Origin of the sequence: Streptomyces cinereospinus (assembly GCF_042430725.1) — a bacterium.
Lineage (GTDB): Bacteria > Actinomycetota > Actinomycetes > Streptomycetales > Streptomycetaceae > Streptomyces > Streptomyces cinereospinus.
Genome location: NZ_JBHMCY010000004.1, coordinates 55,991 through 67,461, shown reverse-complemented (window position 1 = coordinate 67,461; position 11,471 = coordinate 55,991). Strand labels below are relative to the sequence as shown.

Genomic DNA, 11,471 nt, shown 5'->3' with positions numbered 1-11,471 from the left:
GGAGTAACGCATGACCTACTACCCCGATCTGACGCGCTACTCCTACGACGTGTCGGACCACACCATGCTCAACGTCGGCTGGCTGGCCCGCGGGCGACCCTTCCGCACAGGCATCGTGAACGAAAGAGTGGTGGAGGCGTTGGCGATTCTCAGCGCCGCCTACGACAACCACATGCGCGGCGTCCACTTCTGTGAGTTCTGCACCAGCGCCCGGCCTGTCGTGCTCGGCGGCCCCGCCCTGGACACGGAAGTGTGGCTCGGATCGGCTGAGATCAGGGTGCGGGGAACCGACGGCACGGCCTATGCGGCACCCAATCTGGTGATCCACTACATCGCGCAACACCGATACTGTCCGCCCGAGCAGTTCTGCCGCGCGGCGACTGAGACGGCCGGTGTCGAAACCCTCGATGAGTTGATCCTGCCCGACTGAGTAACGCGGTAGGTGGGCCTTCGCGTGCGGACGCCCACCTACCCGAAAGTGCAGCGGCGGCGCAGGGTGCTCAGCCACTGTCCCAGGCGCATCGGGGACAGCGGGTACTGGCCGCCTACGATGGGCCGGTGACCGAGACACTGCCCTCTGTGGGCATTGACCTCTTCGACGTGGAACGACTGGTACTGGCCGAAGCTGCGGAGCCGTCGCTGTCGTCCCGGGACGCTGAGGCCCGAGACCGCGCGTGGACATGGCGGTCCGGGCCAACCCCGCTCTTCTCGACGGGCCTGTGGTGGCGTGTGGGGGACTGGAGCGGACGGGCCCGGGCATCCTGCGCCTGTCGTGGGTGCGTGTGACCTACCGGCACTACGCCTTGCGCCGGGTCCCGGGCGCGACCGCGTTGCCCTCCCTGTTCGTGAACATCGTCCAGCCCACCACTGACGGCCGTGTGCTGGCAGTGAGGATGTCGCCCTCCACAGCCGCCCCGGGCCGGTGGCAACTGCCGGGAGGGTCTGTCGAGCCTCCCCAGGGCGGGGAGGTCCTGGACGAGCCGGCACTGGCCGGGCAGGCCGCGCGGGAGCGGTCGGAGGAGTTGGGGATCGGCGCGGGTGCCGAACATTTGAAGCTGTGGGTCGTCACCCGCGGCGAGAACGGCAGTGTCGGCCTGACCTACCTCGCCCCGGCCCTCTCCGAGGCGGCGCTGCGGGCGGAATTCGCCGCCGCGGCGGAAGCCGACCGTCGCCAGGGGCGCGCCCCGGAGCTCGAGAAGATGGCCTTGGTGCGCTCACCGGGTGAGCTGGCCGCCCTGGTGGGTCCGCACGCGGACTACCTGCGGCCGATCGTCCGCCGCTACTTCGGGTGCCTGTGAGGTCCGAGCCGGCGGCGCTCAGCCGTTGGTGAGGAAGTCCCGTCCGCGTTCGTCGAGCTCGGCCAAGCACAGCAGGCCTCGAGCCCGGAAACGGGCCAGGTCGCTGCGCATGCGGGCAACGGCCTTGCGGGTGCGGACGGAGCGGACGCCGCCCATGTGGTCGATGGCACGGTGCCAGGTGGCGCACGCCTGCTCGATGCTGCCGCGCTTGAGGTGCATCTCGGCGCCCGCGACCAGGTCGATTCAAGGCGGGAACCGTGGAGATCACCCCCACCCACATCGAAGGCCGAGTGATCCTCACGCGGCGCCAACTCGCGGTCTGGTACGCCGACGGCTACCGGTCCACTACCTCAGCCCGCATGGCCGGAATCCACGCCGTCTCGGAGAAGGCACTCGCAGGACTCGTGCGCAGCACCGCCCAGTTCGAACCCTGGCTGCCCGACCACTTCTAAGTGCTCCCCGATCGGAGTGCGGTTCTTCTGTCACGATCGCGGCCGACCACCGTCGTGCGAGTTGTCAGACAAGTCGTGGGAACACCACATGTTCAAGCTGGAACTGGTAGGCGCGATCGTGCAGCCGGCTGGTACGCCAAGCTGGAGGTACCCGCGACGATGGCTTTCGGCGGGGCGATGTCATGGCCCGTCTGGTGGTGCCTCAGCGGCCGCGGTGCAGTTAACCCAAAAGCATGATTTCGATCGCGATTACCGCACTAGACACGCAAAAAGAGTTCAGAATCATTCATTATCTTCCCAGGTGGCGCCAGTAGGTGCCAGCTCTAGCTCCGAGCCTGGAGGCGGTACACATGACAGTGGGGCAGATGCGATTCGGTGCGTCTCAGGACGCCGGTAGCGACCAGACGAATCTGAAAGGCGCGACTGACGTTCCCCTGTCGGTTGTTTTCAATAAACTGAATTATGACCAAACAGGTACGAATTCCAGGGCTTTTCTAGGTGTCGGCCAGGTAGGAGTAAACGGGAACACCCTTATGGGCTACGGGGTGTTGGGTTCTAGCCACGTTGCCGGTGACCAATCGACAGGTGTGGTCGGCATCGGATTTGCTCTTAACAACACCGGCGTGATTGCTCAAGCGCACACGGGGACATCGGCCTACGGGATCTGGGCGAAGAGCATGGAAGGCTATGCGGGAGTCTTCGACGGGAAAGTCTTCGTAGGGGGTTTTTTGACGAAGGCCGCCGGAGGGTTCAAGATCGACCATCCGCTAGATCCAGAGAACAGGTACCTGGTCCACTCCTTCGTCGAGTCGCCCGACATGCTAAATGTCTACTCCGGCAACGTCGAGACGGACGACAAGGGCGGCGCAGTCGTAACGTTGCCCGGCTACTTCGATGCGCTCAACCAGGACTTCACCTACCAACTGACGAGCATTGGTCGATTTACACAGGCAATCATTTCCGAGGAGATTCACGAAAACCGATTTTCAATCAGAACCGACAAACCCAATATCAAGGTATCATGGCAAGTCACTGGAGTGCGCAAAGACCCCTACGCCAGTCAGAACCGAATCGTGCCGGAAGAGGACAAACCCGCGGAGGAGCGAGGACTGTACCTGCACCCGCAAGCGTACGATCAACCACGCAGCCGTCACATCCACTACGAGCGCGAACGCGCACATGAGGAATCCCAGGCGACGTTGAACGACCAGGCAAGAGAGTTTTTGAAGGAAGCGCAATCGTAGTCCGGTAGCTCGCCAGCCAAATTCAACGTTGTCGTACGTGCTGCCGTGGGCCACTCCCAGCAGCACCTTTCGAGATGTTCGACTGCGGCAACCGGCACGATGTCACCCAGCTACTGCCCGCAGTCCCGCCGATCCGCGGACTGCGGGGTCGCCCCCGCCGCTGGCCCCGGCGGCTGTACGCCGACCAGGGCTACGACTTCGACAAGTACCGCCGCCTGCTGTGGAAACGTGGCATCAAGCCCATGATCGCCCGACGCGGCGCCGCCCACGGATTCGAACTGGGCAAGGTCCGCTGGGTGGTCGAGCGCGCCTTCGCCTGGCTGCACCAGTTCAAGCGACTCCGCATCCGCTAGGAGCGACGCGCCGACATCCACCAGGGCCTGCTTGATCTGGCCTGCAGCCTCATATGCCTCCGCCGCCTACGAACCTCAATTCTGAAACGATCAGTAAGTCGGGTAGCCGGGTCATGGCAACGCGACCCGGCTACCCGACATAGTCTCGGCCGCGATGAACAGACGGCGGCGGAAGAAGTCGGCCACGCGCCTCGTCGCGGCGGCGGACTCCGGTGACCTCGCCGCGGTGCGCGCCGCGCTGCGGGCCGGGGCGGACCCGGGTGCGCCCGACGCCGAGGGCACCACCGCCCTCTACGCGGCGTCCGTCCAGGGTGCCACGGACGTCGTCGGCGCCCTGCTGGCGGCCGGCGCCGCGCCCGACGCCGAGAGCGCGGGCACCGGCGCGGAGGGCACGTCGCTGTGCGCGGCCGCGTGCTGGGGGCACACCGGGACGGTCCGCGCCCTCCTCGCCCACGGCGCGGACCCGGACCTCCGCGAGGACGGCGGCACGGGCCTCACGCCGCTGGAATGGGCGCTGCGCGGACAGCACGCGGGCACCGCCGAGGTGCTGCGCGCCGCGGGCGCGGCGGTCACTTCGGCAGGCGGCTGAGGAAGTCGCCCCAGGCGGCGGGGGAGAGGGACAGGTGCGGCCGGGGGTTCTTGGAGTCACGGACGTGGACGGTGGCGGGGGTGAGGGCGACTTCGACGCAGTCGCCGTCACCGCCGCTGCTGTAGCTGGACTTGCGCCAGGAGAACGCGACTTCGACGCAGTCGCCGGAAGCACTGCTGCTATAGCTGCTCTTGAACCAGGCCAGTTCGGACGTGCTCATAGGTCTCCTCGCATCCGCTGCAACAGGCTCACGGAGTCCTGCATGGTGAGAGCCTGTGAACGCATCCTGGCATACCGCCTCTGGAGCACGCTGACCACTTTGCGGTCGGTGATCAGCTGGCCGCTCTCCTGCCCTTCAACGTAGGCGAACCACTTGTTCTCCGGCGTTTCCAGCAGCTGGAAGAGACCTTGCAGCCCGGTGTGGGTTTCCTGAACCAGAGGCATGATCTGGATCTCGACGTTGCGCAGCTCCGCCAGCCCCAGTACGTGTTCGACGAGCTCGCGGGTCACTGCAACACCGCCTGTGCGTCGCAGGAACGTATGCTCCTCGATGATGAAGCTGAACGCGGTGTTCGGCCGTTCGCGCAGCAACTGCTGTCGCACGGAACGGGCGGCCCACCGCTCCTCGACCTGAGCGTCGTCCAGGGGCGGCACGTGGTCGACGGCCATTGCCCTCGAGTACGCCTCGGTCTGCAACAACCCAGGGATCATGCGGCATTCGTACGTGCTCAGCGCGATGGCCACCTGCTCCAGCCGTGCCCACTGCCGGAACCAAGCCGCCAACCCCGGCTGTCGCCCCAGATGCACCGCCGCCCTGCGCAGCGCACCGGTGTTGCCCAGTGCCCCTTCCGCCCCCTCCACGAAACCCGGGTCCGGCATCCGCCTGCCCAGTTCCACGGACGCGACGGTGTGCTTGGAGTAGCCGACCAGCGCCCCCAGTTCCTCCCGGCTCAGCCCCGCGTGCTCGCGCAGGGCCTGGACCACCGCCCCGAACGCCCGCATGCTGTCCGACGACTCCGGTTCGCCGCCCGTCCCGCCCACGCCCTCGACCACCATCGGTCACCTCCCGCACCCATGGTCACGGTCGGTCACCGGTACCGTCCAGTCCGTGACCGCGTACGCTGCGCCGGAGTACGCGCCCCGCACCTGGGCAATCGCCGCCTCGGGGCGCCACATTGGCCTCATGACCGCACCCTCGGCCCCCCACCGGCCGATTACCGTACGTATGTTCAGCCAGCGTCTGAGCTCCACCCCGCGAGGCGCCCGCCTCGCCCGCCACCTCGCGGAGCACCAACTCGCCCTCTGGGGCATCCCGTATGACTCGGACACCTCCGAGGCCGTCGCCGTCGTCGTCGCCGAGCTGGCCGCGAACGCCGTCACCCACGGCCGCGTGCCCGGCCGGGACTTCGAGCTGCGACTGTCGCTCGTGCCGCACGGAATCCGGATCGAGGTCGCCGACACCCGCAGCGCGCCCCGCCCGCCCGGACCCGGTGACGTGCGGCATCCGCACCCGCTGGCCGAGTCGGGACGGGGCCTGGTGCTCGTCTCGGCGCTGGCCGACCGGTGGGAGGTGGTGGACCGCGCGCCCGGCAAGACCGTGCGGGCCGACATCGATTTCCGTGCGCGGCAGTGACGCGCACGGGGTGGCGAGGCTACCCGGCCTGTCCCATCCCCGCCGCGTCCGGCCAGCCGGTGGTGCCCGGCCAGCCGGTCGCGGCGGCCGGGGACAGGCCCGGGGCCACCGGGGCGCCCGGGCCCGTGGTGCCCCGGACCTGGGCCGCGGTGAGTCCGCCGCGCGCGGGCACACCGGGCGGGGTGGGCGCGGGATAGGGCATCGGCCGGGGAACCCCTTGAGCCACGGCGGGCTGGGGCATGAGCGGCTGGGCCACGGCGGGCTGGGGCATCACCGGCTGGGGTGTCGCGGGCTGGAGGGCCGCGGGCCTGAGTGCCGCGGGCTGCGGCAGCACCGGCTCGAACAGCGCCGGTTCGACCAGTGCCGGCTCGACCGGGGCCGGCTGCGGGACCCGCGGGAGCGGCTGCTGCTGTGGCTGCGGGAACGACTGGGCCGCCGCCGGCATCGGGACGCCGGCGCCGGTGCCCGGGGTGGCTGCCGGGCCCGGCGCACCGGCGCCGACCGCACCGACGGGAGCGGCGGCGGCGACGGCCTGAGCGGCAAGGCCCCGCACACCGGTCCCGTTGGTGGCACTGACCAGCCGGTCCACCGCCGCCGTGCCCGAGCTGTAGCCGGTCCCGGGGCCCGGCTCGGGCACGGCGGCCCCCCTCCTGGTCCCGTAGAGCACCTGTTCCAGGCCGGACACCAGGCGACGCACATCCACCTGGGGGCGCACCACGAGCCGCAGGAAACGGCTGGAGGATCCGATCGTGTCGCCGCACTCGCGGACCAGGATCCGGTGCTCGGTGAGCAGCCGGTCCCGGACCACGGTGCCCTCGGCGCCCACGGGCAGGCGCACGAAGAGGAAGTTGCCCTGCGAGGGGTAGACGGTGAGGCCGGGGAGGGCGGCGAGCTGGCCGGCCATGTCCAGCCGGTCCCGGCGGACCTGCTGGAGGCTGTGCGCGTACTCCCGGCCGTGCTCCCTCAGCATGAACACCACGTGCTCGGCGAAGGAGTTGAGGTTCCACTTGGGCAGCATGGAGCGGATCCGGCCCGCCAGGGCCGGGTTGGCGACCAGGTAGCCGAAGCGGATGCCGTGCAGGCCGAAGTTGGTGCCGAGGCTGCGCAGCACGACGACGTTGGGGCGGATCAGCGCCTCCTGCACGACGCTCGGTTCGGCCTCCGCGTCGGCGAACTCCAGGAACGACTCGTCGACGACGACCAGGTCCCGGTCCGCCATCGCGTCCATGAACTGCACGACCGCGTGCCGGTGCAGGAAGCCGCCGTCGGGGTTGTTGGGGTTGCTGACGACGGCGACCCGGGTGCCGCGGGCCCGGACGAAGTCGGCGTACTGGGCGAGGTCGAGGGCGAAGCCGCCGGACTCCTGGAGCGGGAACATGTCGACCCGCTTGCCGGTCTCCATCGGCTGGTCGGTCCAGCGGCCGAAGGTCGGGACGGGGACGGCGAGGGACTCCCGGACCAGCAGGTGGTCGATCCAGGTGATCAGCTCGGTCGAGCCGTTGCCCATCGCCACGCACTGCGGCGGGAGCTGGAGCAGACCGCACAGTTCGGCCGTGATGGTGTCGGCGCTGCTCGGGTAGTGCGTGATGATCTCCCGCAGCCGGGCCGCCAGCTCGTCGAACATGGCCGGGGTGGGGAAATAGGGGTTGCAGGGGACGCGGAAGTCCACCGGGCCGGCCCCGTCGCCGCCCTCGCGCGCCGGCGCCGCCATCGACGGGCTGTGCGCCGCGGTGCTGCGGAACAGCGAGGTGACGTCGCCGGCCAAGGGAACCTCCGAACTCAAGGGTGGCCCGTGCGGGGGGAGCACGGGCCACCCTTGAGTACGGAGGCGGACGGGCCGCCGTTCAACGGGCGTGAAGAAATCGTGTTCTCACGCCCCGAAGGAGTGGACGGTGGCGAAGCGGTACCGTCAGAACGCGAGGTGCGGCGGGGCCCCGGATGACTTACGAACCGACCTTGCGCTTGTTCCACACGTCGAAGCCGACCGCCGCCAGCAGCACCAGGCCCTTGATGACCTGTTGCCAGTCGGTGCCGATGCCGACGAGGTTCATGCCGTTGTTCAGCACGCCCAGGACCAGACCGCCGATGATCGCGCCGAGCACGGTGCCGACACCGCCGCTCATCGACGCGCCGCCGATGAACGAGGCCGCGATCGCCTCCAGCTCGAAGTTGAGGCCCGCCTTGGGCGAGGCCGCGTTGAAGCGGGCGGCGAAGACCAGACCCGCCAGGGCGGCGAGCATGCCCATGTTCAGGAAGACCAGGAAGGTGACCTTCTTGTCCTTCACGCCGGACAGCTTGGCGGCGGGCAGGTTGCCGCCGATGGCGTAGATGTGCCGGCCGATGATGGCGTTGCGCATCACGTAACCGAAGCCGACCAGCAGTACGCCCAGGATCAGCAGCACAATCGGGGCACCCTTGTAGCTGGCCAGCAGCAGCGTCACCACCAGCACGGCCGCGCCGAGCGCGACCAGCTTGAGCAGGAACAGGTTGAGCGGCAGCACGTCCAGCGCGAACTCCTGCTGGCGCCTGCGGTCGCGCAGCTCCTGGAGGACCACGAAGGCGATCAGCGCGAAGCCCAGCAGCAGGGTCAGGTTGTGGTAGTTGGTCTCCGGGCCGGCCTCGGGCAGGAAGCCGTTGGCGACCTTCTGCAGGCCCTCCGGGAACGGGCCGAGGGTCTGGCCCTCCAGGAAGATCTCGGTCAGACCGCGGAAGATCAGCATGCCCGCGAGGGTGACGATGAACGAGGGTATGCCGCCGTAGGCGATGAAGAACCCCTGCACCGCGCCCGCGACCGCGCCCATGGCCAGGCACAGGATCACGGCGACCGGCCAGGGCAGGTCGTTGCGGACCATGAACACCGCGGCCATCGAGCCGATGAACGCCGTCAGCGAGCCGACCGACAGGTCGATGTGGCCCGCGATGATGACGAGCATCATGCCGATCGCGAGGATCAGGATGTAGCTGTTCTGCAGCACCAGGTTGGAGACGTTGCGCGGCAGCAGCAGGTCGCCGTCGGTCCACACCGCGAACAGCACGACGATCAGGCCGAGGGCGATCAGCATGCCGTACTGCCGCATGTTGCGGCGCATCCCGTCCAGCAGCAGCTGGAGCAGGCCGTCGCCCGCGCCCGCTCCGCCCTTGCCCGGCGGCGCGGGTGACGGGGTCCTGGCGGTCACATCCGTGCTCATCGCGTTACCTCTTTGTCCTTCGTCATCTGACGCATCAGCGTTTCCTGTGAGGCCTCGGCCCGCGAGAACTCACCGGTCAGCCGGCCCGCGGCCATGGTGTAGATGCGGTCGCACATGCCGAGCAGCTCCGGCAGCTCGGAGGAGATGAAGACGACCGCCTTGCCCTGGGCGGCCAGTTGGTCGATGACCGTGTAGATCTCGTACTTGGCGCCGACGTCGATGCCGCGCGTCGGCTCGTCCAGGATCAGCACGTCCGGACCCGCGAAGATCCATTTGCTGAGGACGACCTTCTGCTGGTTGCCGCCGGACAGCTTGCCCACCGGCTCGAAGACGGTGGGCGCCTTGATGTTCATGGAGGTGCGGAAACCCTCGGCGACCTGCCGCTCCTCGTGCTCGTCGACCACGCCCCGCCGGGCGACCTTGCGCAGGGCGGTCAGCGAGATGTTCCGGTTGACGGTGTCGATGAGGTTCAGGCCGTAGTGCTTGCGGTCCTCGGTGACGTAGGCGATGCCGTGCCCGACGGCGTCCGCCACGGTCCGCGTACGGATCTCCCGGCCGTCCTTGAGGACCGTGCCGCCCGCGTACCGGCCGTAGGCGCGTCCGAAGACACTCATCGCCAGCTCGGTGCGGCCGGCCCCCATCAGGCCCGCGATGCCGACGATCTCCCCGCGGCGCACCGACAGCGACACGTCGTCGACCACCTTGCGCTGCTGGTCGATCGGGTGGTGCACGGTCCAGCCCCGGATCTCCAGGGCGGGCGCGGCGCCCGCCTCCGGCTGGTGCGGGGTGCGCTCCGGGAAGCGGTGCTCCAGGCCCCGGCCGACCATCCCGCTGATGATCCGGTCCTCGGTGGTCCCCGGGTCCTGCACGTCCAGCGTCTCGATGGTCCGCCCGTCGCGCAGGATGGTCACCGAGTCGGCGACCCGGCGGATCTCGTTCAGCTTGTGCGAGATGATGATCGAGGTGATGCCCTGGTTCTTCAGCTCCAGGATGAGGTCCAGGAGTTTGCCGCTGTCCTCGTCGTTCAGGGCGGCGGTCGGCTCGTCCAGGATGAGCAGCTTCACCTTCTTGGACAGGGCCTTGGCGATTTCCACGAGCTGCTGCTTGCCCACGCCGATGTCCGCGACCCGGGTGTCCGGGTGGTCGGACAGCCCCACCCGGCGCAGCAGTTCGGTGGCGTGCCGGAGGGTCTCGGTCCAGTCGATCAGCCCGCGGGTGGCGTGCTCGTTGCCGAGGAAGATGTTCTCCGCGACCGACAGGTAGGGCACCAGGGTCAGCTCCTGGTGGATGATCACGATGCCGTGCTGCTCGCTCGCCCGGATGTCCCTGAACCGGCAGACCTCCCCCTCGAAGAGGATCTCCCCCTCGTAGGTGCCGTGCGGGTGGACGCCCGAGAGGACCTTCATCAGGGTCGACTTGCCGGCGCCGTTCTCCCCGCAGATGGCGTGGACCTCGCCCTGCCGGACGGTGAGCGTGACGTCCGACAGCGCCTTGACGCCGGGAAAGGTCTTGACGATCGAGCGCATTTCCAGGACGGGTCCCGCCATGGTCGTGCCTTCCAATCCCTTGGTGTGGCGGTTTACTTGAGGTCGCTTGCCTTGATGTAGCCGGAGTCGACGACGGTCTTCTGGTAGTTGGCCTTGTCGACGCTCACCGGCTCCAGCAGGTACGCGGGCACGACCTTGGCGCCGTTGTCATAGGTCTTGGTGTCGTTGACCTCGGGCTTCTTGTCGTTGAGCAGGGCGTCGACCATGTTGGAGGCCACCTTGGCGAGCTCGCGGGTGTCCTTGTAGACGGTCATCGACTGCTCGTCGGCGATGATCGACTTCACCGAGGCGACCTCGGCGTCCTGGCCGGTGACGATCGGCAGCGGCTTGCTCCCGGAGCCGTAGTCGTCGGACTTGAGCGCGGACAGGATGCCGATGGAGATGCCGTCGTACGGCGAGAGCACCGCGTCCACCCGCTGGGACTTGTACGCCGAGGTGAGGATGTCGTCCATGCGCTTCTGCGCGGTGCCGCCGTCCCAGCGCAGGGTGGTGACCTGGGTCAGCTCGGTCTGGCCGGAGCGGACGACGAGCTGCTTCCTGTCGATGTAGGGCTGAAGGACGTTCATCGCGCCCTGGAAGAAGTAGCGGGTGTTGTTGTCGTCGTTGGAGCCGGCGAACAGCTCGATGTTGAACGGGCCCTGCTCGCCGTCCGTCAGGCCGAGCTTGTCGACGATGTAGGTGCCCTGGAGCTCGCCGACCTTCTCGTTGTCGAACGAGGCGTAGTAGTCGACGTTCTCGGTGCCGAGTATCAGGCGGTCGTAGGAGATGACCGGGATGTTCGCGTCCTTGGCCTGCTGGAGGACGTTGTTCATCGACTTGTTGTCGATGGCCGCGACGATCAGGGCCTGCACGCCCTGCGTGATGAGGTTCTCGACCTGCGAGACCTGCTGGTCGGGGTCGTCCTCGCCGTAGACCAGCCTGGTCTCGTAGCCCTTGGACTCCAGGTCCTGGACGACGTAGTTGCCGTCGGCGATCCAGCGCTCGGAGGACTTGGTCGGCATCGCGATGCCGATGGTGGCCCCCTCGGCGCCGGCCGGGTCCTCCTCGCTGCCGCCCTCGCCGCTCTGGCCGCAGGCGGAGAGGGTCAGGGCGAGGGAGGCGGCTGCGGCGGCGAATACGGCTCTGCTACTGCGCATGATCATCATCCTTGATGTGTGCGGGGAGGAA

General features: G+C 68.4%; 13 protein-coding genes and 1 pseudogene. 7 read left to right on the top strand and 7 right to left on the bottom strand.

Going from position 1 to position 11,471, the window contains the following annotated elements:
* The first annotated feature begins 10 nt into the window (after window positions 1–10).
* Both ACFF45_RS03020 and ACFF45_RS03015 read left to right on the top strand, forming a co-directional pair.
* Window positions 11–430, top strand: coding sequence for a DUF7919 family protein (locus tag ACFF45_RS03020; RefSeq protein ID WP_381341475.1), 420 nt, complete (start codon window positions 11–13; stop codon window positions 428–430).
* Window positions 431–680: 250 nt separating this feature from the next.
* Window positions 681–1,298 (top strand): NUDIX domain-containing protein, encoded by a 618-nt coding sequence (locus tag ACFF45_RS03015; RefSeq protein ID WP_381341701.1) that lies wholly within the window; start codon window positions 681–683, stop codon window positions 1,296–1,298.
* Window positions 1,299–1,316: 18 nt separating this feature from the next.
* Here the strand turns inward: ACFF45_RS03015 and ACFF45_RS03010 are convergent, their stop codons facing one another.
* Complete coding sequence (locus ACFF45_RS03010; protein ID WP_381341473.1) at window positions 1,317–1,517, bottom strand: hypothetical protein; 201 nt, start codon at window positions 1,515–1,517, stop codon at window positions 1,317–1,319.
* A 38-nt stretch (window positions 1,518–1,555) separates the two neighbouring features.
* Between ACFF45_RS03010 and ACFF45_RS03005 the strand changes: the two genes are divergently transcribed.
* The 4 genes and pseudogenes from ACFF45_RS03005 (at window position 1,556) to ACFF45_RS02990 (ending at window position 3,936) form a co-directional block, all read left to right on the top strand.
* On the top strand, window positions 1,556–1,750 hold the full coding sequence (locus ACFF45_RS03005; RefSeq protein ID WP_381341470.1) for a hypothetical protein: 195 nt from the start codon (window positions 1,556–1,558) through the stop codon (window positions 1,748–1,750).
* 350 nt (window positions 1,751–2,100) lie between these two features.
* Complete coding sequence (locus tag ACFF45_RS03000) at window positions 2,101–2,994, top strand: hypothetical protein (protein WP_381341467.1); 894 nt, start codon at window positions 2,101–2,103, stop codon at window positions 2,992–2,994.
* An 89-nt stretch (window positions 2,995–3,083) separates the two neighbouring features.
* Window positions 3,084–3,422: pseudogene (locus ACFF45_RS02995) on the top strand (transposase); the annotation flags it as partial.
* 79 nt (window positions 3,423–3,501) lie between these two features.
* Window positions 3,502–3,936: an ankyrin repeat domain-containing protein gene (locus ACFF45_RS02990; RefSeq protein WP_381341465.1), complete on the top strand. Its 435-nt coding sequence runs from the start codon at window positions 3,502–3,504 to the stop codon at window positions 3,934–3,936.
* Here ACFF45_RS02990 and ACFF45_RS02985 read toward each other — a convergent pair.
* Both ACFF45_RS02985 and ACFF45_RS02980 read right to left on the bottom strand, forming a co-directional pair.
* The gene (locus tag ACFF45_RS02985; RefSeq protein ID WP_381341462.1) at window positions 3,917–4,156 is read right to left on the bottom strand and encodes a DUF397 domain-containing protein; all 240 of its coding nucleotides are present in this window, start codon (window positions 4,154–4,156) and stop codon (window positions 3,917–3,919) included. The genes ACFF45_RS02990 and ACFF45_RS02985 overlap by 20 nt on opposite strands.
* The gene (locus ACFF45_RS02980; RefSeq protein WP_381341460.1) at window positions 4,153–4,992 is read right to left on the bottom strand and encodes a helix-turn-helix domain-containing protein; all 840 of its coding nucleotides are present in this window, start codon (window positions 4,990–4,992) and stop codon (window positions 4,153–4,155) included. Before ACFF45_RS02980 ends, ACFF45_RS02985 begins: the two co-directional genes overlap by 4 nt.
* Before the next feature lie 127 nt (window positions 4,993–5,119).
* On the opposite strand from ACFF45_RS02980, the gene ACFF45_RS02975 reads away from it, so the two are divergent.
* Window positions 5,120–5,569, top strand: coding sequence for an ATP-binding protein (locus tag ACFF45_RS02975; protein WP_381341457.1), 450 nt, complete (start codon window positions 5,120–5,122; stop codon window positions 5,567–5,569).
* Window positions 5,570–5,588: 19 nt separating this feature from the next.
* Here the strand turns inward: ACFF45_RS02975 and ACFF45_RS02970 are convergent, their stop codons facing one another.
* From ACFF45_RS02970 to chvE, 4 genes are all read right to left on the bottom strand, one after another.
* Complete coding sequence (locus ACFF45_RS02970; protein ID WP_381341454.1) at window positions 5,589–7,334, bottom strand: aminotransferase class I/II-fold pyridoxal phosphate-dependent enzyme; 1,746 nt, start codon at window positions 7,332–7,334, stop codon at window positions 5,589–5,591.
* Between the two features lie 178 nt (window positions 7,335–7,512).
* Window positions 7,513–8,757, bottom strand: a complete 1,245-nt coding sequence (gene mmsB / locus ACFF45_RS02965) for a multiple monosaccharide ABC transporter permease (RefSeq protein ID WP_381341451.1) — start codon at window positions 8,755–8,757, stop codon at window positions 7,513–7,515.
* On the bottom strand, window positions 8,754–10,304 hold the full coding sequence (gene mmsA / locus ACFF45_RS02960) for a multiple monosaccharide ABC transporter ATP-binding protein (protein WP_381341448.1): 1,551 nt from the start codon (window positions 10,302–10,304) through the stop codon (window positions 8,754–8,756). The genes mmsB and mmsA overlap by 4 nt, the downstream gene beginning before the upstream one ends.
* A gap of 32 nt (window positions 10,305–10,336) precedes the next feature.
* Window positions 10,337–11,440, bottom strand: coding sequence for a multiple monosaccharide ABC transporter substrate-binding protein (gene chvE / locus ACFF45_RS02955; protein WP_381341446.1), 1,104 nt, complete (start codon window positions 11,438–11,440; stop codon window positions 10,337–10,339).
* Window positions 11,441–11,471 lie beyond the last annotated feature (31 nt).

What these genes read in the sequence shown, in the direction of transcription:
- ACFF45_RS03020 (WP_381341475.1), top strand. Translation starts at nt 11, where the DNA reads ATGACCTACTACCCCGATCTGACGCGCTACTCCTACGACGTGTCGGAC.
- ACFF45_RS03015 (WP_381341701.1), top strand. Translation starts at nt 681, where the DNA reads ATGGCGGTCCGGGCCAACCCCGCTCTTCTCGACGGGCCTGTGGTGGCG.
- ACFF45_RS03010 (WP_381341473.1), bottom strand. Translation starts at nt 1,517, where the DNA reads ATGCACCTCAAGCGCGGCAGCATCGAGCAGGCGTGCGCCACCTGGCAC.
- ACFF45_RS03000 (WP_381341467.1), top strand. Translation starts at nt 2,101, where the DNA reads ATGACAGTGGGGCAGATGCGATTCGGTGCGTCTCAGGACGCCGGTAGC.
- ACFF45_RS02990 (WP_381341465.1), top strand. Translation starts at nt 3,502, where the DNA reads ATGAACAGACGGCGGCGGAAGAAGTCGGCCACGCGCCTCGTCGCGGCG.
- ACFF45_RS02985 (WP_381341462.1), bottom strand. Translation starts at nt 4,156, where the DNA reads ATGAGCACGTCCGAACTGGCCTGGTTCAAGAGCAGCTATAGCAGCAGT.
- ACFF45_RS02980 (WP_381341460.1), bottom strand. Translation starts at nt 4,992, where the DNA reads ATGGTGGTCGAGGGCGTGGGCGGGACGGGCGGCGAACCGGAGTCGTCG.
- ACFF45_RS02975 (WP_381341457.1), top strand. Translation starts at nt 5,120, where the DNA reads ATGACCGCACCCTCGGCCCCCCACCGGCCGATTACCGTACGTATGTTC.
- mmsB (WP_381341451.1), bottom strand. Translation starts at nt 8,757, where the DNA reads ATGAGCACGGATGTGACCGCCAGGACCCCGTCACCCGCGCCGCCGGGC.
- mmsA (WP_381341448.1), bottom strand. Translation starts at nt 10,304, where the DNA reads ATGGCGGGACCCGTCCTGGAAATGCGCTCGATCGTCAAGACCTTTCCC.
- chvE (WP_381341446.1), bottom strand. Translation starts at nt 11,440, where the DNA reads ATGCGCAGTAGCAGAGCCGTATTCGCCGCCGCAGCCGCCTCCCTCGCC.